The sequence below is a fragment of the Janthinobacterium sp. 344 genome (assembly GCF_900112025.1).
GTDB lineage: Bacteria > Pseudomonadota > Gammaproteobacteria > Burkholderiales > Burkholderiaceae_D > Janthinobacterium.
On sequence record NZ_FOKL01000001.1, the window covers coordinates 583,766 to 604,703 of the forward strand.

Annotated in this window: 19 protein-coding genes; 1 reads left to right on the forward strand and 18 read right to left on the reverse strand. The window is 62.5% G+C overall.

The genetic code is table 11. The features are described 5' to 3' along the window. Positions 1-2: 2 nt before the first annotated feature. Both BM193_RS02690 and BM193_RS02695 read right to left on the reverse strand, forming a co-directional pair. On the reverse strand, positions 3-1,304 hold the full coding sequence (locus BM193_RS02690; RefSeq protein ID WP_092795170.1) for an ATP-binding protein: 1,302 nt from the start codon (positions 1,302-1,304) through the stop codon (positions 3-5). Further along, positions 1,301-3,427 carry a tellurite resistance TerB family protein gene (locus BM193_RS02695; protein ID WP_139176000.1) on the reverse strand — a complete coding sequence of 709 codons (2,127 nt, stop codon included), beginning with the start codon at positions 3,425-3,427 and terminating at the stop codon, positions 1,301-1,303. Before BM193_RS02695 ends, BM193_RS02690 begins: the two co-directional genes overlap by 4 nt. 273 nt (positions 3,428-3,700) lie before the next feature. On the opposite strand from BM193_RS02695, the gene BM193_RS02700 reads away from it, so the two are divergent. Beyond that, on the forward strand, positions 3,701-4,759 hold the full coding sequence (locus BM193_RS02700) for an AI-2E family transporter (RefSeq protein WP_092795173.1): 1,059 nt from the start codon (positions 3,701-3,703) through the stop codon (positions 4,757-4,759). Here BM193_RS02700 and BM193_RS02705 read toward each other — a convergent pair. The 16 genes from BM193_RS02705 to BM193_RS02780 all read right to left on the reverse strand — a co-directional run bounded on the left by BM193_RS02705 (position 4,747) and on the right by BM193_RS02780 (position 20,936). Next, on the reverse strand, positions 4,747-5,076 hold the full coding sequence (locus BM193_RS02705) for an NIPSNAP family protein (protein WP_092795174.1): 330 nt from the start codon (positions 5,074-5,076) through the stop codon (positions 4,747-4,749). The genes BM193_RS02700 and BM193_RS02705 overlap by 13 nt on opposite strands. After that, a complete protein-coding gene (locus BM193_RS02710) occupies positions 5,073-5,999 on the reverse strand; it encodes a WD40 repeat domain-containing protein (protein ID WP_092795176.1) in 927 nt (308 codons plus the stop codon). Before BM193_RS02710 ends, BM193_RS02705 begins: the two co-directional genes overlap by 4 nt. Then, the gene (locus BM193_RS02715; protein ID WP_092795178.1) at positions 5,996-6,505 is read right to left on the reverse strand and encodes a GNAT family N-acetyltransferase; all 510 of its coding nucleotides are present in this window, start codon (positions 6,503-6,505) and stop codon (positions 5,996-5,998) included. Before BM193_RS02715 ends, BM193_RS02710 begins: the two co-directional genes overlap by 4 nt. A 66-nt stretch (positions 6,506-6,571) precedes the next feature. Next, positions 6,572-7,117, reverse strand: coding sequence for a phosphoribosyltransferase (locus BM193_RS02720; RefSeq protein ID WP_092795180.1), 546 nt, complete (start codon positions 7,115-7,117; stop codon positions 6,572-6,574). Between the two features lie 66 nt (positions 7,118-7,183). Continuing rightward, positions 7,184-8,497: an adenylosuccinate synthase gene (locus BM193_RS02725; protein WP_077407287.1), complete on the reverse strand. Its 1,314-nt coding sequence runs from the start codon at positions 8,495-8,497 to the stop codon at positions 7,184-7,186. Positions 8,498-8,500: 3 nt separating this feature from the next. Then, positions 8,501-9,661, reverse strand: a complete 1,161-nt coding sequence (locus tag BM193_RS02730) for an ATP phosphoribosyltransferase regulatory subunit (protein WP_092795181.1) — start codon at positions 9,659-9,661, stop codon at positions 8,501-8,503. Positions 9,662-9,922: 261 nt separating this feature from the next. After that, a complete protein-coding gene (gene hflC / locus BM193_RS02735) occupies positions 9,923-10,810 on the reverse strand; it encodes a protease modulator HflC (protein WP_092795183.1) in 888 nt (295 codons plus the stop codon). Continuing rightward, entirely contained in the window at positions 10,810-12,105 is a 1,296-nt protein-coding gene (gene hflK / locus BM193_RS02740) for an FtsH protease activity modulator HflK (RefSeq protein WP_092795184.1), read from the reverse strand. Before hflK ends, hflC begins: the two co-directional genes overlap by 1 nt. 2 nt (positions 12,106-12,107) lie before the next feature. Then, positions 12,108-13,352 (reverse strand): GTPase HflX, encoded by a 1,245-nt coding sequence (hflX, locus tag BM193_RS02745; RefSeq protein ID WP_092795186.1) that lies wholly within the window; start codon positions 13,350-13,352, stop codon positions 12,108-12,110. Between the two features lie 114 nt (positions 13,353-13,466). Further along, on the reverse strand, positions 13,467-13,703 hold the full coding sequence (hfq, locus tag BM193_RS02750) for an RNA chaperone Hfq (protein WP_008450615.1): 237 nt from the start codon (positions 13,701-13,703) through the stop codon (positions 13,467-13,469). Between the two features lie 251 nt (positions 13,704-13,954). After that, positions 13,955-15,301 (reverse strand): ribosome biogenesis GTPase Der, encoded by a 1,347-nt coding sequence (gene der / locus BM193_RS02755; protein ID WP_070221915.1) that lies wholly within the window; start codon positions 15,299-15,301, stop codon positions 13,955-13,957. 5 nt (positions 15,302-15,306) lie between these two features. Next, on the reverse strand, positions 15,307-16,452 hold the full coding sequence (bamB, locus tag BM193_RS02760) for an outer membrane protein assembly factor BamB (protein WP_092795187.1): 1,146 nt from the start codon (positions 16,450-16,452) through the stop codon (positions 15,307-15,309). A gap of 83 nt (positions 16,453-16,535) precedes the next feature. Next, positions 16,536-17,204 carry a YfgM family protein gene (locus tag BM193_RS02765; RefSeq protein WP_092795189.1) on the reverse strand — a complete coding sequence of 223 codons (669 nt, stop codon included), beginning with the start codon at positions 17,202-17,204 and terminating at the stop codon, positions 16,536-16,538. 53 nt (positions 17,205-17,257) lie between these two features. Next, positions 17,258-18,619, reverse strand: coding sequence for a histidine--tRNA ligase (hisS, locus tag BM193_RS02770; RefSeq protein ID WP_092795191.1), 1,362 nt, complete (start codon positions 18,617-18,619; stop codon positions 17,258-17,260). A 32-nt stretch (positions 18,620-18,651) separates the two neighbouring features. Then, positions 18,652-19,920 carry a flavodoxin-dependent (E)-4-hydroxy-3-methylbut-2-enyl-diphosphate synthase gene (ispG, locus tag BM193_RS02775; protein WP_092795192.1) on the reverse strand — a complete coding sequence of 423 codons (1,269 nt, stop codon included), beginning with the start codon at positions 19,918-19,920 and terminating at the stop codon, positions 18,652-18,654. A gap of 38 nt (positions 19,921-19,958) precedes the next feature. Beyond that, positions 19,959-20,936, reverse strand: a complete 978-nt coding sequence (locus BM193_RS02780) for a helix-turn-helix domain-containing protein (RefSeq protein WP_092795193.1) — start codon at positions 20,934-20,936, stop codon at positions 19,959-19,961. Positions 20,937-20,938: the final 2 nt, after the last annotated feature.

Here is a 20,938-nt window from a genome sequence, read left to right on the forward strand (position 1 = left end):
CGTCAGAGCTTGAACGAGGCGAATTCGTCGTCGTCCTCGACCTCGGTATCAGAGACACCTGCCCTGTCAGGCATGATTTCAACGGCGCCTAACAATTGCCGCCATGCGGCGCCAGGATTTTGCTCCAGCACCGCCAGCAAGTTGACAAAGGCCGTGATGGTCGTGCGCGGTGTGCGGAAATAGCTATCACCGAGACGGCGCGCGCAATGTTCCATGAAAGCCGGCAGTGCCTCATCGGGCAGCAGATATTTCTCGGCGATGCCATATGCGTGCACGTGGCGCAGCTTGTCCAGCAACACATAAAAGTCTTCTGGGTGCAAACTCGCCAGCCGCAGCACGGGTCCGCTGTAGTCGACCAGGCCGGCAACGGCGAAGGTATTTTCCGCCAGCCGGCTTTGCAGCGCCGGATAGCTGAACAAGCCGCGCCGCGTATCGAGCAGAAATTCCGGCGTACCGCCCAGAATGAATCCAAGCCCTACCGCCGTGCCTTGCAAGGTATCGTTCAGGATGCGCAGTATCTGTTCATAGTTCGCGTTGCGCGCCGGCGTATTGGCCAGCTTGTACAAATTGACCAGTTCATCGAGACAGACGACAAAACCGGCGTAGCCAGCCAGTCGCACGAAGCGGGCAAACAGCTTCAGCTGGTCATAAAAGGAAGCATCGTCGACAATGGAACGCACTCCCAATGCCTGGCGCGCTTCAGTCTTGGTATTGAATTCACCGCGCAGCCAGCGGATCGCATCGGATTTCAACCCTTCGTCACCTGCCTCGAAGCCACGACAGTATGCCGCGATCACATCGGCAAAATCAAAACCGTTGACCATCTCCGTCAAATGTTCGAGCTTTTGCCGTATCACTTCCTCCGTGCTGGCACCTTGGGCCAGCGCCTCGGTTTTGGCGTTGGCGATGAACCGTTCGACGATACCGGCCATCGCGCCACCCTCGGGCTTGGTACGGGTCGACAGATTACGCATCAATTCCGCGTACAACGAGCGCGCCTGGCCACCGGTCGCATGCAGGCGCCGGTCAGGATTCAGGTCGGCGTTGGCGGTCACCAGTTTTTTTTCCATCGCCACGGAACGTATCAGGTTGAGGAAAAAAGTCTTGCCGGCGCCATACTCACCGATAACAAAGCGTATTGTCGAACCGCCGTCGGCGATACGATCAAGATCCGCCACCAGTGACTCGATCTCTGGCTTGCGGCCAACCTGGATCAGGTGCTGGCCAGCGCGCGGCACGACGCCGGCGCGCAAGGACTGGATCACCGCGTCGCGGTCTTTCGGGCGGATGGCTGGAGCGTTCATTGTGCAAGTCTTTCGAGAATGTCGGGATTGATGTCGACCGGATCGTCGCCTTCGGTGCAGGGCATGTCGAACGCGTCGTAGCACGCCTCGTTGAGCCGCTCCAGGGCACCATCGAGCATGACGCCCGCTTCCTGGGCGAGGGGTTCCAATTCGGAGCGCCGCCACGAGGTGCGTGTGAGCAGATGGCGCGAGAATCGGGCATGCGTGGCGTCAAGTCCAAGCAAGCCGTCATGGCTGTCGATCGGTGGCGACGCGACGTCAGTGCCCGGTTCGTCCTGGAAGATATCGCCCAGTAGCGTCGCCACCTGTTGACTGTCTTGTTGTAATGCCGCAATGCGCGCGCGATCCAGCACAAAACCGTCTGCCGACACGCTGGAGCCGCTTACGGGCCGGTGTGCTGTCGCGCCAGCATGGACTTGACTGTACATTTTTTGATGCTCGACGCCCAGCAGTGTGCAGACCCTTTCCAGCACCGCGATTTCCTGGCGTGTCGCCGGCGTCCCCGCCATCGTGATGATGCAGTCGGCGCAGGCCTCGCGCGCGACCGGCGGGAGCGCGGCGATACGCCGCTTGAAAGAACTCAGCGCGACAGGTTGCAGCAGAATCATGCGCGCCATCAGGCGGCGCCGCAGATACGGTGTCAACTGGCTCCAGGCGACGATCTGCGCCTGGCAGAGTGGCCATTTATGGTCAGAATACACACCGTCTGCCTGCGCCATGGCAAGCAACAATTCCAGGCTCAGCAAGGCAGTCTCGTAAAACGACGCCACATCGCCCGCCTCTTGCGGCGCCGCCGCGCGGTACAGCGCCACCCGCTCGGGTAATGCCGCGCCGCCCGCCATGGACAGGATGTCCGGCTCCATGGCAATCCGTTGCGCCAGCAGGGCCGCAGCCAAGGCACGCAAATTGTCCTTGCCGATACCTGCCGATGCACCAAAATGCCGCGCCAGTTCCTCCACAGACATCACCATTACTGTCTCGCCCAAGCATGCATTCACGTAAGCGAGAGCTCGCTTCGCCGTCTCGGGCCATAATGAAAATGGCAAGAACAGCCAGGCATCGGGCGTTGCGTGCCTGTCCGGACGATGCTCGATGACACGGCTATAGGCGTCCAGCTCCGACGAGCAGGCATCGATCAGCTCCTGCAGCGTTTGTCGTGGAAGGCTGGCGATGGTGAAGTCAGGAATATCGCCTGGCATCGTCTTCCCGCCCGCGCTGGCCTGCAATCCGGGCGATGCGGGCGAATACGGCAGGCACAGCTTGTGCGTCGTCAAAACAAGCGCGATGCCATCACCATGCAGCCGCTTGTACGTCAGGCGAAACAGGCTTTCAAATTCATCAGGACAGCGGCTTGCCGCCGTGCGCAATATCAGCGCAGGATCGTAGCGTATCCACGCCCAAGCCATATCTACCGTCAGCGGTACATTATCGACACAGGCTTGCCCGAGCGCTACCCGTAAATGCAGTGGCATGCCATCTTCAGGCGACGAATCCGGCATCGGCTGCAGATAGAGCCGCTGCGGATCGCCTGCCAATTGCAATACCTGTAAAAGAGACATGCAATGGCGCGAAAATAATCCGGACTTGCTGCCGTAGTGTTTATGCAGCCGCGTGAGTTCCTTCATAATCTGCGGCATTTCCGCATCGACGGCACGGTCATTTTCCGCATCGATCAATACCCGCCGTTCCAGCCCATAAAAGAAAGCGAATACATAAGCGATATCAGCGTCCGGACTACTACGTCCGTCGGCAAGCCAGCGCAGGTAAGCACCGCGCTGCTGGGGCAAGGCATCCGCATAACCCGACCAGTAGAAATTCACGGGAACCGCATAGTCGCTGCCAAAGTCGACGCTCTTGCCAGTATCAATCAATGCAGGATCAGCCCTGCCATTATTTCCTGGCAAGCTATGTCCAACATAAATCATCCCGCCGGAAATCACCAGGCCGCCAATCTCCACCCTTTCATGGCGCGCTATCCATCGAGCGGCATGGCCATGCGAAGGCGGCGGTGGGGGAATGCGGTAGCCAGATGAATCAGCCAATCGAACCTCGCTTGTTTTTGCTGACAGGATAGCAACCCAGGTCCGACAGCGCGCCATGGCGGAGCCAACGCGAACAAACACCTGAGTCTTTTCTTCCAGTCACATTCTTCTTTAAGGCGATGCAATGAAAGTAAGATGCCTTATTGTATAGAAATGTTTGCATCAGCAAGTGCTTATCTTGATTTGCGGATTTTCTTGCAACATCGCAGGAACCAGCCGAAGCGCACCGCAACAGCATGCCGCATGGGCCCGACCCGTGTGGCATGGCGCACGCAAGGGCACAATTGTCTAGCCCCCTTCCCCGGGCCTCGCTTATGATGGGGCAACTCAACCATTATCATTGCGCTACCGCCCATGTCTACCCTCACGCTGCACCAGAAAGTGTTCCTGCTCCTGCTGAGCATCGTCACCATCGGCTTCGGCTGGATACTGGCGCCGTATGCGGGCGCCATCTTCTGGGGCGTGGTGCTGGCGATCCTGTTCGCGCCCGTCTACCGCTGGCTGCTGCGCAAAACCAGGGGGCGCGCCGCCCTCGCTTCGCTGCTCACCTTGCTGCTGATTATCCTCATCGTCATCCTGCCCCTGTCGCTCATTTCCGTGTCGCTGGTGAACCAGGCGGCGGCTGTGGTGGAGATGGTGCGCTCGGGCGACCTCACGGTGGGCATGTTCTTCAACAAGATCATGGCCGTGCTGCCGCAATGGCTGATCAATCTGCTCGACCGCTTCAACCTGTCCAGCCTGGCGAGCCTGCAAGACAAGCTGGCCGACGGCGCCAAGCAGGTGAGCCAGGTGGTGGCCGTCAAGGCCATCAATGTGGGCCTGTACACGTTTGAATTCATCACCAGCCTGTGCATCATGCTGTACCTGCTGTTTTTCCTCATGCGCGATGGCTCGACCCTGTCGGCGCGCATCCGCGATGCCGTGCCGCTGAGCCGCAAATACAAGCAGCGCCTGTTCACCAATTTCACCACGGTGATCCGCGCTACCGTGAAAGGCAACATCCTCGTGGCGATCGCCCAGGGCGCCCTCGGCGGCCTGGCGTTCTGGTTCCTCGACGTGCCGGCACCCCTGCTGTGGGCCGTGCTGATGGCCTTTTTGTCACTGCTGCCGGCCGTCGGCGCCGCCCTCGTCTGGGCGCCCGTGGCCGTGTATTTCCTGGCCACCGGCGCCATCTGGCAAGGCGCGGGCCTGGCCGCCTTCGGCGTCTTCGTCATCGGCCTGGTCGACAACGTGCTGCGCCCCGTCCTGGTTGGCAAGGACACCAAGATGCCCGACTACGTGGTGCTGCTGTCGACCGTCGGCGGCATGGCCCTGTTTGGCCTGAACGGCTTCGTCATCGGCCCCGTGGTGGCGGCCCTGTTCATCGCCTCGTGGGACCTGTTCGTCTCGGCCAGCGAGTTTCATGCGGACTGAGGCCGCCCCGCTTGCCCGAACACGGGCCGGAAAAAACTGCGCTCGTAGCTGATGATGCAGCGCGTCTCCTCGGCGTAGCGGAACGCGGCCTGGCATGCGGCATCCTGCAGCGAATCGGCGCGGTATTGTTCATACAGGGCCAGGCTGGGAAACGAGAACATGGCCAGGGCCACGTTGCTGGCGCCCTCGGATGGCAGGAAGTAGCCGTGGTGCCGGCCGCCGAAGCGTTCGACCAGCGGTATCCACAACTTGCCGTAGGCTTCGAATTCCTGCAATTTATACGGGTCGATGATGTAGCGCAGGTAGCAGGTGATCATGGGGTTTCCTCAGGTAGATTCAATTCCGTCAGCATGCCCGTTTCCCACGAGCCGATGGCGGCCAGTGGCGAGCCAGGCAGGAAGGCCAGCGCGCACGGGTAGGTAAACGGGTGGTCGGCCACGACCTCGAGGCCGGGCCAGGCGTAGAACAGCAGCTTGCCCTTGCCGATGCGGCCCAGCGCGCCGCCGTCGGGCAGCCAGCGCAAGGCGTCGCCCGTGCCGCCGCCCGCCTCCACAGGAACGCTGGCGAGCTGGCGGCCATCGGCCAGCGCATGCACGGACAGATACTCCTGGCCGCCAGCGTAGTGCAGCACGGCCAGGTGCGCGCCATCGGGCGAAGCCGCGCAGGACTTCAAGCCTGGCAGCGACAGCGCCACGCGGCCGGCGCCGGCCTGCAAGGGCCAGTCCCACACGCTGCAGTAGTCGGGCGGCTGCAGCTGCCCTTGCGCCACCGATTTCACGCCATGCAAAACCAGCAGGCGCCGACCGCCGTCGATGGCATAGGCGCCGCGCAGCATCTCGCCCGGGTGTTCCTGCGTGAACATGACTTGCTCCGTTTGCGCGTCGCGCACGCGCAAACGGCCATCCCAGCCGCCATCGGCAAGATACTGGCCGCAGGGCGACCACGCGGGGCCGCAGCCTTCGCCATCCTTCCTGTTCTGGAAGTTCAGCAGCAGTTGCCCCGATGCCGCCTCCACCACGGCCATCTGGCCGGTCGTACTCTTGATGGCCAGGCGGGCGCCGTCGGGCGAAAACGCCATGCTGGAGCAATGGGCGATGAATTTGCCGCGCCATACTTTCTGGCGCGCCGCCACGTCCCACAGCACCAGGTCGCGGCCCAGCACGGCCAGGCGCGTGCCGTCCGGCGAAAACTGCACGCTGTAGCTGCAGCCCAGCTTCAGGGGCTTCGTCGCTGCCGTCATGGGCGCGCCAGCCGGTACACCACGCTGTCGATGTCGTAATGGCGCTCCATGCCCACGTACTGCATGCCCAGGCGCGTCATGACCTTGATCGAGGCGGCGTTGTCAGGATGGGCCACGGCCACCACTTCGGGCGCGCCGATGACGTCGAAGGCATGCGCGACGATGGCATTGGCCGCTTCGCTCGCATAGCCCTTGCCCCAGCCGGCGCGCGCCAGGCGCCAGCCGATTTCGTGCGGCTGCGCCCTGTCGCCACCGAGATGCTGCAGGCAGGCCAGCCCCACCAGCACCTCGTCTTCGGTGCGCATCAAGGCCCACCACGAATAGCCCCACTCGGCCCAGCGCCCCATGATGCGGGCCAGGGCCGCGCGCGTGTGTTCCTCCGTCTCCGGCTGGCCCGCGTTCAGGTAAGTCATCACTTCGGTATCCGAGTTCATGGCGTGCATGGCGTCGTAGTGCTGGGCGGTGACGGGTTCGAGGCGCAGGCGCGCCGTGTGCAGGATGGTCATGGCATTTCCTTGGACGAAAAAAAAGACGATACACGATCGTCTTTTTTTAGCAAGAGTGCAAGCGAATTACTTGCTCGACTCGCCCTTCTTGATCCACGCCGCCAGCTGGTGCGGACGCAGGCCGTCATAGTCTTCGAATGGCTGGTGGATCCACGGGTTGTGTGGCAGCTCGTCGAGGAAGTAGTCGGGACGCACGACGGAGCAGCCCTTCAGCCAGATCACGGCCGATTTGACTTCGGTCACGCCCGGGAAGTTGTCCTTCAGGTGGCGCGTGACCTTGTCCAGCGTGACGCCCGAATCGGCCAGGTCGTCGACCAGCAGGATGCGGCCGGCCAGCGGGCCCTTGGTCATGGTCATGTACTTGGCGATATCCAGGTCGCCCTGGGTGGTGCCCTTGTCTTCGCGGTAGGAGCTGGTCGACAGGATGGCCAACGGCAAATCAAAGATGCGCGAGAAGACGTCGCCGGGACGCACGCCGCCGCGCGCCAGGCACAATACCTGGTCGAATTTCCAGCCCGATTCGTGGACCTTGAGCGCGAGGCGCTCGATCAGGCGGTGGTACTCTTCCCAGTTGACCCAGAGATGTTGATCGTTCGATTGTGGGGTAGTCATGATAGTGGAATCTTGTTATTGGCTTGATTAAAAAAATCCGCCTTGCGGCGGATTGTGTCCAGCAGCTTATTCGAATGGGTGGCGCAGCACGATCGTTTCTTCACGATCCGGACCGGTCGACACCATGTCCACCGGTACGCCGACCAGTTCTTCGATGCGCTTGATGTAGGCGCGGGCCGTGGCAGGCAGGGCCGCCAGCGACTTCGCGCCGACGGTGCTTTCCGTCCAGCCCGGCATTTCTTCGTACACCGGCACGCAACGGGCGGCTTCTTCGGCGCCCGACGGGAAGATGTCCGTGGCCACGCCATCGATGGTGTAGCCGGTGCACAGCTTCAGCGTTTCGATGCCGTCCAGCACGTCCAGCTTGGTCAGGCACATGCCCGTCACGCCGTTGATCTGCACCGAGCGGCGCAGCAAGGCGGCGTCGAACCAGCCGCAGCGGCGGGCACGGCCCGTCACGGTGCCGAATTCATGGCCGACTTGCGCCAGGTGGTGGCCGACGCCAGCATCCGTCGGCAGTTCCGACGGGAACGGGCCGGAGCCGACGCGCGTCGTGTAGGCCTTGGTGATGCCCATGATGTAGTGCAGCATGCCGGGGCCGACGCCCGAACCGGCGGCGGCATTGCCGGCCACGCAGTTCGACGAGGTGACGAACGGATAGGTGCCGTGGTCGACGTCCAGCAGGGAACCTTGCGCGCCTTCGAACAGCAGGTTGGCGCCGGCCTTGTGCGCCTTGTACAGCGCGCTCGACACGTCGGTGACCATCGGACGCAGGCGTGGTACATAGGCCAGCGCGTCGTCGAGGGTCTTCTGGTAGTCGATGCGCGGCGCCTTCAGGTAGTGCTCCAGCACGAAGTTGTGGTAATCGAGGTTTTCCGCCAGCTTTTCAGCGAAACGGCTCTCGTTCAGCAAGTCGGCGACGCGGATGGCGCGGCGCGCCACCTTGTCTTCGTAGGCCGGGCCGATGCCCTTGCCCGTGGTGCCGATCTTGGCCGCGCCGCGCGCCGCTTCGCGGGCCAGGTCGAGTGCCGAGTGGTAAGGCAGGATCACGGGTGCCGCGTCCGACACTTTCAGGCGCGAGGCGACTTCGACGCCCACCGCTTCCAGCTTGTCGATTTCGCGCAGCACGTCCGGCACGGAAACGACCACGCCGTTACCGATGTAGCAGGCGACGCCTGGACGCATGATGCCCGACGGGATCAGCTGCAGCGCCGTTTTCACGCCGCCGATGACCAGCGTGTGGCCTGCATTGTGGCCGCCCTGGAAGCGCACCACGCCTTGGGCGTGATCGGTCAACCAATCGACGATCTTGCCTTTACCTTCATCGCCCCATTGGGTGCCGATGACAACAACGTTCTTTGCCATAATTTTCTTTGACATCACTCAACCTAAGTTTTTAAGAATCCAGCTACTACCATTATCGGCAAGTACCAGCACGCGATCGCACTCGAACTCGTCTTGTTCATTACTGTGACCCGGCAAACTCTGGATCACGACCTCGCCCGCCTTGCGCAACTCGGCGATTTTTTCCTTCAATTCTGGCGCGCTGCCCCATGGGGCGCGGATCGAATGCTTCCGTTCCGCCGTAGGGAGCAGGCGCGCCAGTTCGCGCAAATCGAGCGAGAAGCCGGTCGCGGGACGTGCCCGGCCGAACGCTTCGCCGACGTGGTCATAACGGCCGCCGCGCGCAACCGCGTTCGGCAAGCCAGGTACATACAGCGCAAACATCGCGCCACTTTCATATTGGTAGCCGCGCAGGTCGGCCAGGTCGATCGCCACTTCGGCGCGGCCCAGGGCCGATCCCGCCAGCACGGCCAGTTCGGCCAGCGCCTTGAGCACGCCCGGCAGCGGCGGCAGCACGTCGCGCGCCCGCGCCAGCACGTCGATGTCGCCATACAGGTTCGGCAAGGCCAGCAGCGCATCGCGCGTCACGGCGTCGTAGCCGGCGGTCAGTGCGCGCAACCCCGGCGCATCTTTCGCGCGCAGCAAGGTGTACAGCGCAGCCTCGTCGCGCATGGCGGCGGCATCTTGAGCAATGATAGCGCGCAACAGGCCGACGTGCGACAAATCCAGGCGCACGCTGTCGAAACCGGCCAGTGCCAGCGAGGCGAGCGCCAGTTCCTGGATCTCGGCGTCCGCTTCCAGGCCGGCGTGGCCATAGATTTCGGCGCCGATCTGCAGCGGCTCGCGCGTGGCGTGCAAGCCCGATGGACGGGTATGCAGCACGCTGCCGGCATAGCACAGGCGCGTCACGGTGGCACGGTTGAGCAGATGGGCGTCGATGCGCGCCACTTGCGTGGTCATGTCGGCACGCAGGCCAAGCATGCGGCCGGACAGCTGGTCGACCAGCTTGAACGTGCGCAGGTCGGTATCCTTGCCAGCGCCTGTCATCAGCGATTCAAGATACTCGAGCAGCGGCGGCATCACCAGTTCATATCCGTACAGACGGAAATTATCCAGCATGAGGCGGCGCAGCTCTTCGATCTTGCGCGCTTCCGACGGCAGAACATCGGCAATATTTTCGGGCAAAAGCCAATTCGGCATGAGGGAGCGAGATACGGAAGAAAGTTGAAAAATGCATCATGCGAGGCAGCGGCGAGCGCGCCAGGCAAGAGGCCGAACCTGATATTTTACGCGAAAACACGGGCCTTTAGGGATAAGTTGTCCGAAACGCTGCCGCACAGCCCTAAAAACACCGCATTTTACGCCTTCCCGCAACGCTGCGGCGGGCACAAAAAAAGCGGGGCCGGCATCGATGCCGGCCCCGCTGTCGCCGCCCCCGCCCTTGCGGGCCGGGATGCCGCCTTACTTCTTGGACGGAGCGGCCGTGCCGTTGCCCTTGAAGTACTTGAAGAATTCCGAGCTTGGATCGACGACCATCACGTCGCCCTTGTCCTTGAAGGTGGCACGGTAAGCTTCCAGGCTACGGTAAAACTTGTAGAACTCCGGATTCTTGCCAAACGCTTCCGCATACACCTGCGACGCCTTAGCATCGCCTTCGCCGCGGGTCTTCTCGGCTTCGCGGTAGGCTTCGGCCAGGATCACCGTGCGCTGCTTGTCGGCGTCGGCGCGGATTTTCTCGGAGTCGGCCGAACCGGTCGAACGCAATTCATTGGCCACGCGCACGCGCTCGGACTTCATGCGCTCGTACACGGAGTTGTTGATCTGCTCGACGTAGTCGACGCGCTTGAGGCGCACATCGACGATGCCCACGCCGATGGCCTCGGCCTCGGCGGCCACCTTGGCCTTGATCGCCTGCATCACCTTGCCGCGTTCGCCCGAGATCACTTCGCGCACGGTGCGCTTGGTGATTTCATCGTTCAGGGCGGCCTTGACGATTTGCGACATGCGGTTGCGGGCGCGGCTTTCATCGCCGCCGAAGCTGCGGAAATAGGTCCTCGGATTGACGATGCGCCACTTCACATACGCGTCGACGAGGATATTCTTCTTCTCGGCCGTGATGAAGCGCTCCGGCTCCGGCGTGTCGAGCGTCAGGACCCGCTTGTCCAGGTAGATGACGTTCTGGAACGGCGGCGGCAGCTTGAAGTACAAGCCTGGTTCGCTGATCTCGTCCTTGAATTCACCCAGGGCGAAGACGATGGCGTACTTACGCTGATCGACGACGAACACGGTCGAGGAAAGGAGCATGATCGCGATAAAGCCCGCGATCAGGGCGGCAACGATACGGTTCATTAGCGGCTCTCCCGTTCACGCGAAGAGCGGCTGTCGCGACGCGAATTGACTTCTACTGTCTGCATGGCTTCCTGTGGCAATACGGTGTTGGCTGCGGGTGCGGCCGCCGCGGCGCGCGCTGCCGCGGCCGAAGCATCCGACGCCGCCTGCTGGGCGATCAACTTGTCGAGCGGCAGATACAGCAGATTGCTGCCCGTCTTGGCGTCGACCATGACCTTGCTGGCACTGCTGAAGACCTGCTGCATGGTTTCCAGGTACATGCGGTCACGCGTCACGGCCGGCGCCTTCTGGTACTCGACCAGCACCTGCTTGAAGCGCGATGCATTGCCTTCGGCGTTCTCGGTCACCATCGAGCGGTACGCCTCGGCTTCCTGCAGCAAGCGGAATGCGGCGCCGCGCGCTTTCGGAATGACGTCGTTGGCGTAAGCCTGGCCTTCATTCTTCTGGCGCTCACGGTCCTGGCCGGCCTTGACGGCGTCGTCGAAGGCGGCTTGCACCTGCTCCGGCGGCTGCACGGCCTGCATCGTCACGTTGTTAATCAACACGCCAACCTTGTAATCATCCAGAATCTGCTGCATCAATTTTTGCGTGTCAAAGGCCACTTTTTCGCGGCCTTCATACAGCACGAAGTCCATCTTGCTGCGGCCGACGACTTCGCGGATCGCCGTTTCGGCGACCTGGCGCAAGGTGTCTTCCTGGTCGCGCACGTTGAACAGCCATTCGACGGGATCCTTCAAGGTGTATTGCACCGCGAACTGGATGTCGATGATGTTTTCATCGTCCGTCAGCATCAGCGACTCGCTGGCCTGCTTGTTGCGCAGCGACTGGCGATAGCCCACTTCCACCGTGCGCACCTGCGACACGTTGACGGTTTCGTCGGTCTGGAACGGATACGGCCAGCGCCAGTTGAAACCGGCCGGCGTGGTGCGCGTGACTTTGCCGAACGTCAGCACGACGCCGCTCTGGCCCTCTTGCACGATGAAGGCGCCGCTGGCCAGCCAGATCAGCACCGCGATGATGCCGACGACGCCGGCGGTGATGCCCGCGCCCTTCATGTCGGGACGCGGGCCGCCGCTATTGTTGCCGCCATTGCCGCCGTTGTCGGGACGGTTCTTCTGTCCGAAAAAGGCGTTCAGGCGCTGATTGAAATCGCGCCATAGCTGGTCGAGGTCCGGCGGACCTTCACCGGGCTTTTTGCCTTCTTGGGCTTTCTTGCCGTCGTCCTTGCGATTGCCCCAGCGGGGATCGTTCAGGGACAACTTCAAGCCTGTTTTTTTGAGTAGGGAGACAAGCATAACTATCGTGTTCCGACTTTGGAGTGGGTGGAAAACCTATCGTCCTCGCCAGGCTCTTCGGCCTGGTCCGGGGCGGCGCCATCGTGCTGGTCCTGCGGGTCGTACTGACCGTCAAACTGATCTTCCTGCAGCGGGGCTTCGCCGCTCCCATCGTTCTGATAGAGGTGGGCCGAACCCGGCGCCTTCCTGGCCATCTCGACAATGGCATCGCGCAGCAGGTCGAGACCGCTGCCCTTCTGCGCACTGACGAACACGCGACTGATCGTAGCATATTCGTCGCGTTCCACCGAAGGCTCCAGCCCGGCCGCATCGATCTTGTTCCACACGAGGATTTGCGGAATATGATCGGCGCCGATCTCTTTCAGGACCAGGTTGACCTGTTCGATCTGCTCCATGCGCACCGGCGACGCGGCGTCGACGACGTGCAGCAGCAGATCGGCATGGATGGTTTCTTCGAGCGTGGCGCGGAAGGCGGCCACCAGCTGGTGCGGCAATTCGCGCACGAAGCCGACCGTGTCGGAGATCACCACATTGCCCACTTCCTGGCCCAGGTAGACCCGGCGCGAGGTGGTGTCCAAGGTGGCGAACAGCTGGTCGGCGACATACACGCCGGCCTTCGTCACGGCATTGAACAGCGTCGACTTGCCGGCATTGGTATAGCCGACCAGGGACACCGAGAATGTGTGATTGCGGCCGCGCGCGCGGCGCTGCGTTTCGCGCTGCTTGTGCAGCTTTTCCAGGCGCGCGCGCAGGGCCTTGACACGGTCGCCGATCAGCCGGCGGTCCGTTTCAAGCTGCGTCTCGCCGGGACCGCGCAAGCCGATACCGCCCTTTTGCCGTTCCAGGTGAGTCCAGCCGCGGATCAGGCGCGTGGCCAGATGCTGCAGCTGGGCCAGCTCGACTTGCAGCTTGCCCTCGTGGCTCTTGGCGCGCTGCGCGAAGATGTCGAGGATCAGGCTGGTACGGTCGAGCACCCGCACATTCAGGCGCTTTTCCAGATTGCGCTGCTGGGCAGGCGAGAGGGCGTGATTGAAGATGACGATTTCCAGGCCATCGTTGACGACGGCGTCGCCAATCTCATCGGCCTTGCCGCTGCCGACAAAGTAGGCGGAATCGGGACTGGAACGCTTGGCCGTGATGGTGGAAATCGGTTCCGCGCCAGCCGAACGCGACAACAGCATGAGTTCCTCCATGCTGGCGGCGAAGTCGCTGTGACCGAAGTCAACCCCGACTAGTGCCGCGCGCATGATGGCAACAGATAAGTTGAAACGGACGCCGACGCCGATGCAAACGCATCAGCGCCGCTGGCGCGGACGGGGGCGATGGAGGGTGAAAGGCGCTGGGCCGTCAAGCTCAACGCTTTACTCCGCTTCGGATTCAATATTGAGATTGACGGCACGGGCCGGCACCACTGTCGAGATGGCGTGCTTGTACACCATCTGCGTGACCGTATTGCGCAGCAATACGACATATTGATCGAACGATTCGATATGGCCCTGCAATTTAATGCCATTGACCAGGTAAATCGAGACAGGAACATGCTCTTTGCGTAATGCATTGAGGAATGGGTCTTGTAACAGTTGCCCTTTGTTGCTCATAACAGCTCCGTTGTTTATGTTGTTGTGTAAGAATTGGAGGCGACTCGCTTGATTTCAAGTGCTCTCACACCTTTCAAAGAGAGAAAGATGCGTCACAGCTACTGTAACCTGTTTTCGCGATCGCTGTCGCGCATGGCGCATTAACACTTTATTATTTCCGTGCAAATGGCCATATTTATTTGCTGTCGGCGCCGCATTATTGCCGCGGCGCCTTAATTAAGGCTTAACCCTTCACGCTGAGCCAGCCGTTTTTACTTGCTGGGCGTGCGTGCAAACGGATTTTTACCCGTGCGCAGCTCGATGCGCAATGGCGTGCCGACGAGCGCAAAGGTATCGCGGAAATGTTTTTCCAGATAGCGCTTGTACGGATCGCCAACGGCGTCCAGTGCATTGCCGTGAATAACGATCACAGGCGGGTTCATGCCGCCCTGGTGGGCATAGCGCAGCTTCGGACGAATCGAGCCCTTGCGGCGCGGCTCCTGCTTCTCCACGGCCTCGATCAGGGCGCGCGTCAGCTTCGGCGTCGACAGGTCGCACATGGCGGCCGCATACGCGGCGTTGAGCGACTTCATCAGTGGACCGATGTTGGTGCCCTTCAGCGCGGAAATGAAATGCATCTGCGCGAACGAGAGGAAATCGAGCTTGCGGTCGATATCGATCTTGATCTCGTCACGCTGGTGCGATTGCAAGCCATCCCATTTGTTCACGGCCACCACCAGCGCGCGGCCCGATTCCAGGATGAAGCCGGCGATATGCGCGTCCTGCTCGGAAATATCCTGCTGCGCGTCGAGCATCAGCACCACCACGTTGGCTTCGGAAATCGACTGCAGGGTTTTCACCACCGAGAACTTCTCGATCGCTTCAAACACCTTGCCGCGGCGGCGGATACCGGCCGTATCGATCAGGGTGTATTGCTGGCCATCGCGCTCGAACGGAATCTCGATCGAGTCGCGCGTCGTGCCCGGCATGTCGAAGGCGATCACGCGCTCTTCGCCCAGCAGGGTGTTGATGAGCGTCGACTTGCCCACGTTCGGACGGCCCACGAGGGCGATCTTGATGCCGCGGTCGGTCTTTTCCAGCTCTTCAGGCTCATCCGGACGCTGCGCGAACGCCAGGTCCAGCATCACTTCGACGAGGTCGTTGACGCCGTCGCCGTGCGCCGACGAGATCGCATACGGATCGCCCATGCCCAATTCATAGAATTCGGACACGACGGCCGTGTAGCGCATGCCTTCGCTTTTGTTGACCACCAACAAGACCGGACGACCGCTCTTGCGCAGGAAGTCGACGATGGTCTTGTCATGCGGGGTCAGGCCCTGACGGCCGTCCACGATGAACACCACCACGTCGGCCTCGGCCACGGCCTGCTTGGTCTGCAGGGCCATCTGGTGCATGATGCCTTCCTTGGCGACGGGTTCGAAACCACCCGTATCGATGACCAGGAAGGGACGTTCGCCGACACGGCCTTCGCCATAGTGACGATCGCGCGTCAACCCAGGCAAATCCGCCACCAGCGCATCGCGCGAGCGGGTCAGACGATTGAATAAAGTCGATTTCCCAACATTGGGTCGACCTACTAGTGCAATTACCGGCTTCATTTGTATTACTCGACCGCGAGAGCGATCACTGTCCCTGATTGGGTTTGAAAAATCAAATTCGAACCGGCAACGACGGGAGCCGAAACAATCGGACTGCCGTCGGTGCTGACCCGACCTATTAATGCGCCATCTTCCCGTGACAGGAAGTGGATATAACCTTGATAGTCGCCGACGGCAACGCTGCGGCCAAACGAGGCCGGCGTCGACAGGCGGCGGCGCGCCAGCGCATCATTCTTCCACGCGCTCTGGCCACCGTCGCGGCTGAATGCCACCACGGCGCCCTGGTCGTCGGCGGTAAACACGAAACGCTGGTCGACGGCCACGCCCACATCGGACGAGATTGGCTTGGTCCAGCGCGGCACGCCCGTGGCGGCGTCAAAACAGCCCGCCTTGCCCTGGTAGGTGACGGTGCACACTTCGCTTTCAAACACCACCGGCGTGCCGGCGATGTCGGAGACACGCTCCAGTTCGGTGGCGCCGCGCGGTTCGCTGACGACGATTTCCCAGCGTACCACACCGGTCGCCGCCGTCAGTGCCAGCAGCTTGCCGCCCGGCTGGGCCACATACACGTTGGCGCCGCCCAGCACCATGCCCGGCGCATTGCGCAAGGTCAATGCCGGCGTGGCGCGCTGCACGGTCCACTTGCGCTCGCCCGTCTTGGCGTCGAAGCCGACGATGCGGTTGTCCACGCTGCGCACCACCACCACGCCCTGGCCCACCACTGGCGGCGTCAGCACTTCGCTGGACGCCTGCGCCTTCCACAGCTGCTTGCCATCCGCGTCGAATGCCAGCACGGCACCCTTGGCGGCGCCCACGGCCACGACCGTGCCATCGCTGCCGGCGCTCGAGGTGATATCGCTGCCGGCCTTGATGCGCCAGGTTTCACGGCCGCTGGCCGCATCCAGGCGCGCCAGCGCGCCCTCGGCGTTGACCACGTACAGGCTGCTGCCCGCCAGCGCTGGCGAGAACGCATACACGCCGGCCTTGCCGATCGAATATTTCCAGGCGTCGCGCACGGCGATGCTCGATTTTAACTCGACCAGCTTGGCCGGCTCGACTTTCGGATCTTTCGAGGCAAACGGGTTCCAGGACGAGCAACCGGCCATCAGGGCCAACAGGCTTGCAGCTACCAGCTTTTCAGTGACACGCATAAGTGTTATCCAACCTTTTTCTTGTACTTGTAAGGGCAAGACGGGCGGCGAGAACGCCGCGCCGCGAACCGTCAGTGTGCCTGTCAGGCGGCGGCCTTGTCAGCCTTGGCCTTGTCGTCCGGTACCGTACCGCCGATCGCTTCCAGCTTGACCTGGATCAATTGACGGCCTGGGTTGTTCTTGTCCGTCGCGGCCAGCGCGGCCAGGTAGGCGGTGCGGGCATCGGCCAGCTTGTTTTGCGCCACCAGGATGTCGCCCTTGCGGTCGGCCACGGCGCCGGCAAATTGCGGCACGGAAGCCGTCGCCAGCACTTTCAGCGCTTCATCGTAGGCTTTCTCATCGAGCAGCACGCCGGCCAGGCGCAGCTTGGCGATGGCCTTGTACTCGTCCGTGCCATGCTCGGCCACCCATTGCAGCTGGGTCTTCGCCGTTTTCAGGTCATTCGCGTCGAACGCCACCTTGGCCGCGGCCAGGGCGCTCATCTGCGCGTAAGCCGTGCCGCTGAAGCGCGACTGCATGTCGCCGGCCGCGCGCATGACCTTGGCCGTGTCCTTGGCGGCGATGGCATTTTGCAATTCGTCGTACAGCTGGCCCGCTTGCGCCGCCTGGGTGCGCTGGTAGTACTGCCAGCCGGCCCAGCCGCTATAACCTGCCAGCGCCACGATCAGGACCCAGGAGGTCAGATTGCCATTGCGCTGCCACCAGGCCTTGAGGGTTGCCAGTTGTTCTTGTTCTTCGTGATCGTATGCCATGGTCGTCAGTTTTAATGAGTAGTTGATCGAGGGTAGAACTGTGTTGCTTCAAATCAGTGGTGGTGATGCACGTGGCCGCCAGGACCGTGGTCATGGCCGCAGTCATGGTCGCCGATGATCTGGTCCACCACGTAATCGACGACATCGTCGAACGGCACCGTGCTTTGCTGCGCGCCCGCATCGGCTTCGCGCATGGCTTTCACCGTGGCGACGTTATTGGCGATTTCATCGTCGCCCATGATCACGGCAAACGCCGCGCCGCTGGCGTCGGCCTTTTTCATTTGCGTCTTGAAGCTGCCGCCGCCGTTGCTCGCTGCGCAATGTAGCACAACGTCCAGGCCCGCATCGCGAATCCGCTCGGCCAGCACGAACGCTTGCAAGCCTGCCTGCTCGCCCTGGTGCACCAGGTAGACGTCGCACTGGGCCGGCGCTTCCGGCTCGGCCGCGTCCTTCATCAGCAGCACCAGGCGTTCCACGCCCATGCCGAAACCGACGGCGGGCGTCGGCTTGCCGCCGAACATTTCCACCATGCCGTCATAGCGGCCGCCGGCGCACACCGTGCCTTGCGCGCCCAGTTTGTCGCTGACCCACTCGAACACCGTGCGGTTGTAGTAATCGAGGCCGCGCACCAGGCGTGGATTGATGGTGAACGGGATATTGTTGTGGTTCAAGATCTTCTGTACGCCGTGGAAGTGCGCCAGCGATTCCTCGCCCAGGTAGTCCAGCAGCTTCGGCGCGCCGTTGACCAGGTCCTGCATGGCAGGATTCTTGGTGTCGAGGATGCGCAGCGGATTGCTGTGCAGGCGGCGCTTGGCTTCCTCGTCGAGCAGCTCGCTGTGGCTTTCCAGGTAGGTGATCAGGTCGGCGCGGTGGCGCAGGCGCTCGGCCGCGTCGCCGATCGAGTTCAGTTCCAGGCGGATGCCTTCCAGGCCCAAGTCATCCCACAGGCGGCGCGACAGCATGATGATCTCGGCGTCGATATCCGGGCCCGTGAAACCGATGGCTTCCACGCCGAACTGGTGGAACTGGCGGTAGCGGCCCTTCTGCGGACGCTCGTGGCGGAACATCTGGCCCTTGTACCACAGGCGCTTCGGGCCTTCGTAGACGAGGTTGTGCTCGACCACGGCGCGCACCACGCCGGCCGTGCCTTCAGGGCGCAGGGTCAGGTTGTCGCCGTTCATCGAATCGGTGAACGAATACATTTCCTTTTCCACGATATCGGTGACGGCGCCGATGGCGCGCGCGAACAATTTCGTCTCTTCCACGATCGGCGTGCGGATCTGCTGGAAGCCATAGCTTTGCAGCACGGATTGGGCCGTGTTTTCAAACAATTCCCACAGCGGGGCGTCGGCCGGCAGCACGTCGTTCATGCCTTTCACGCCGGTGATTTTCTCTGCTTTTTTATTTTCGGACATAGTGTTCTTCTTTGCTTTTGATCGGATCAGGCTCAGGCGGCAACCGTTTTTCCGTAGTGACTTTGTACATAATTCAAGACGATGTCCTGGAATTCCTCGACGATGCGTTCGCCGCGCAGGGTGACGACTTTTTCGCCGTCGACAAACACGGGCGCGGCCGGCGACTCGCCCGTGCCGGGCAGGCTGATGCCGATGTTCGCATGCTTCGATTCGCCGGGGCCGTTGACGATGCAGCCCATGACGGCCACGTTCATCGCTTCCACGCCCGGATACGATTTCTTCCACTCCGGCATCTGTTCGCGCAGATACGTCTGGATGTTGTCGGCCAGTTCCTGGAAGGTGGTCGACGTCGTGCGGCCGCAGCCGGGGCAGGCGATGACCATCGGCGCGAACTTGCGCAAGCCCATGGTTTGCAGGATTTCCTGGCCGACGATGACTTCGCGCGTGCGGTCGCCGCCCGGTTCCGGCGTGAGCGAAATGCGGATGGTGTCGCCGATGCCCTCTTGCAGCAGCACGGCCAGGGCCGCGGTGGACGCCACGATGCCCTTGCTACCCATGCCCGCTTCCGTCAGGCCCAGGTGCAGCGGATAGTCGCAGCGCTGCGCCAGTTCGCGGTACACGGCGATCAGGTCCTGCACGCCAGAGACTTTACAGGACAGGATGATCTTGTCGCGGCCCAGTCCCAGCTCTTCGGCGCGCACGGCGTTTTCGATCGCCGACGTCACCAGCGCTTCATACATGACGGCTTGCGCCGGCCACGGCTCGGCGCGGCCCGCGTTCTCGTCCATGATGCGCGCCAGCAAGGCCTGGTCCAGGCTGCCCCAGTTCACGCCGATGCGCACCGGTTTGTCGTACTTGCAGGCCGCTTCGATCATTTGCGCGAATTGCGTGTCGCGCTTGGCGCCCTTGCCCACGTTGCCCGGATTGATGCGGTACTTCGACAGCGCGCGCGCGCAATCGGGGTAGTCATTGAGCAGGGTATGGCCGTTATAGTGGAAATCGCCCACCAGCGGCACGTCGATGTCCATCTTGTCGAGCTGCTCGCGGATGTAGGGCACGGCCGCAGCCGCTTCAGGACGGTCCACCGTCAGGCGCACCAGTTCGGAACCGGCACGCGCCAGCTCCTTGATCTGGATCGCCGTGCCGATGGCGTCGGCGGTATCTGTGTTCGTCATCGACTGCACCACCACGGGGGCGTCGCCGCCCACCCAGATCTGGCGCTGGCCATGCGAGATCAGCACCTTGCGGCTGTCGCGCCGGCCGGAGGGACCGGAGCCGATCGCTGTTTTCGAGGTAGCCATAATATTATCTTCTGAGTTTGCTTGAACGATTACTGCAATTATTTGATGCTGACACGCGAAATCGTGCCACCGGCCACTGTCGGCAGATCCAGCTTGGCGCCGCGCAAGGTTGCCTGCACGACACCCGGCTTGCCCACCACCAAAGTGGCAGGACCCGTGATATCGAACGTTTCCGTGCTGCCCGCCTTGACCATGCGCGAAATCAGCGGAGAAGCGCCGGGACGGCGGATCTCGACCCAGGAATCCTGCTCCACCTTCAGCACCAGCGCATTCGCGCCCACGGCCGCGGCCGCAACGGGCGGCGTGGCGGCGGCCGTCGCCGCTGTCGCCGGCGCTGGCACGGCCGCTGGCGGCACCACGGCGGCGGGCGCCGAGGCGATGGCGGACGCGGCGGGCGCACCCGTCTGCGTATCGTTGCCTGGCGGCGGCGGCACGGAAATCAGCGGCACGGACGGCGTCTGCACGGGCGTCAAGTCCTGGCCCGGCTTGATCAGGGTCGTTTCCACGGGGCCCACGTCCGCGTGCGGCGCTTCCTTCTCCGCGTGCGAGGACAGCAGGCTGGCCGGCACATAGCCGAGTTTATAGGCGCCAAAGGCGGCCGCCACGACGACGGCCACGGCGCCGGCGATCCAGAGGGGCGTCTGGTTCGACGAACGCTGCGTCATCGACGGGAAGCGCGATTCGGAAAACGTGGCGGAAATCTCGCGCCGCACGGGCGCGGCCGGGTCTTGCGCCGGCGCCGGATGGACTTCGATCATGGCCACCAGCGGCGCGGCGTCGAGACGCACCACCTTGGCGTAGGCGCGCACGAAACCGCGCACCACGGCCAGGTTCGGCAAGGCCGCCATGTCGCCCTCTTCCAGCGCGATCACCTGGCGCGGCGCCAGCTTGAGCTGGTCCGCCACCTGTTCCACCGGCCAGCCCAGCGCTTCGCGCTGTGCCTTCAACTGCGCGCCTGCCGACGCCAGATTGCCCTGGGGCTGCTGCTGAGGCGTTTCTGCCCACTCTGAATTCATTG

Excerpts from the sequence above, each read along its gene's own strand:
- BM193_RS02720 (WP_092795180.1), bottom strand. The coding sequence starts at position 7,117 with ATGACTACCCCACAATCGAACGATCAACATCTCTGGGTCAACTGGGAA.
- BM193_RS02700 (WP_092795173.1), top strand. The coding sequence starts at position 3,701 with ATGTCTACCCTCACGCTGCACCAGAAAGTGTTCCTGCTCCTGCTGAGC.
- BM193_RS02705 (WP_092795174.1), bottom strand. The coding sequence starts at position 5,076 with ATGATCACCTGCTACCTGCGCTACATCATCGACCCGTATAAATTGCAG.
- hflK (WP_092795184.1), bottom strand. The coding sequence starts at position 12,105 with ATGCTTGTCTCCCTACTCAAAAAAACAGGCTTGAAGTTGTCCCTGAAC.
- der (WP_070221915.1), bottom strand. The coding sequence starts at position 15,301 with ATGAAGCCGGTAATTGCACTAGTAGGTCGACCCAATGTTGGGAAATCG.
- hisS (WP_092795191.1), bottom strand. The coding sequence starts at position 18,619 with ATGTCCGAAAATAAAAAAGCAGAGAAAATCACCGGCGTGAAAGGCATG.
- hflC (WP_092795183.1), bottom strand. The coding sequence starts at position 10,810 with ATGAACCGTATCGTTGCCGCCCTGATCGCGGGCTTTATCGCGATCATG.
- hfq (WP_008450615.1), bottom strand. The coding sequence starts at position 13,703 with ATGAGCAACAAAGGGCAACTGTTACAAGACCCATTCCTCAATGCATTA.
- BM193_RS02730 (WP_092795181.1), bottom strand. The coding sequence starts at position 9,661 with ATGCCGAATTGGCTTTTGCCCGAAAATATTGCCGATGTTCTGCCGTCG.
- BM193_RS02725 (WP_077407287.1), bottom strand. The coding sequence starts at position 8,497 with ATGTCAAAGAAAATTATGGCAAAGAACGTTGTTGTCATCGGCACCCAA.
- BM193_RS02780 (WP_092795193.1), bottom strand. The coding sequence starts at position 20,936 with ATGAATTCAGAGTGGGCAGAAACGCCTCAGCAGCAGCCCCAGGGCAAT.
- hflX (WP_092795186.1), bottom strand. The coding sequence starts at position 13,352 with ATGCGCGCGGCACTAGTCGGGGTTGACTTCGGTCACAGCGACTTCGCC.
- ispG (WP_092795192.1), bottom strand. The coding sequence starts at position 19,920 with ATGGCTACCTCGAAAACAGCGATCGGCTCCGGTCCCTCCGGCCGGCGC.
- BM193_RS02765 (WP_092795189.1), bottom strand. The coding sequence starts at position 17,204 with ATGGCATACGATCACGAAGAACAAGAACAACTGGCAACCCTCAAGGCC.
- bamB (WP_092795187.1), bottom strand. The coding sequence starts at position 16,452 with ATGCGTGTCACTGAAAAGCTGGTAGCTGCAAGCCTGTTGGCCCTGATG.
- BM193_RS02715 (WP_092795178.1), bottom strand. The coding sequence starts at position 6,505 with ATGACCATCCTGCACACGGCGCGCCTGCGCCTCGAACCCGTCACCGCC.
- BM193_RS02690 (WP_092795170.1), bottom strand. The coding sequence starts at position 1,304 with ATGAACGCTCCAGCCATCCGCCCGAAAGACCGCGACGCGGTGATCCAG.
- BM193_RS02710 (WP_092795176.1), bottom strand. The coding sequence starts at position 5,999 with ATGACGGCAGCGACGAAGCCCCTGAAGCTGGGCTGCAGCTACAGCGTG.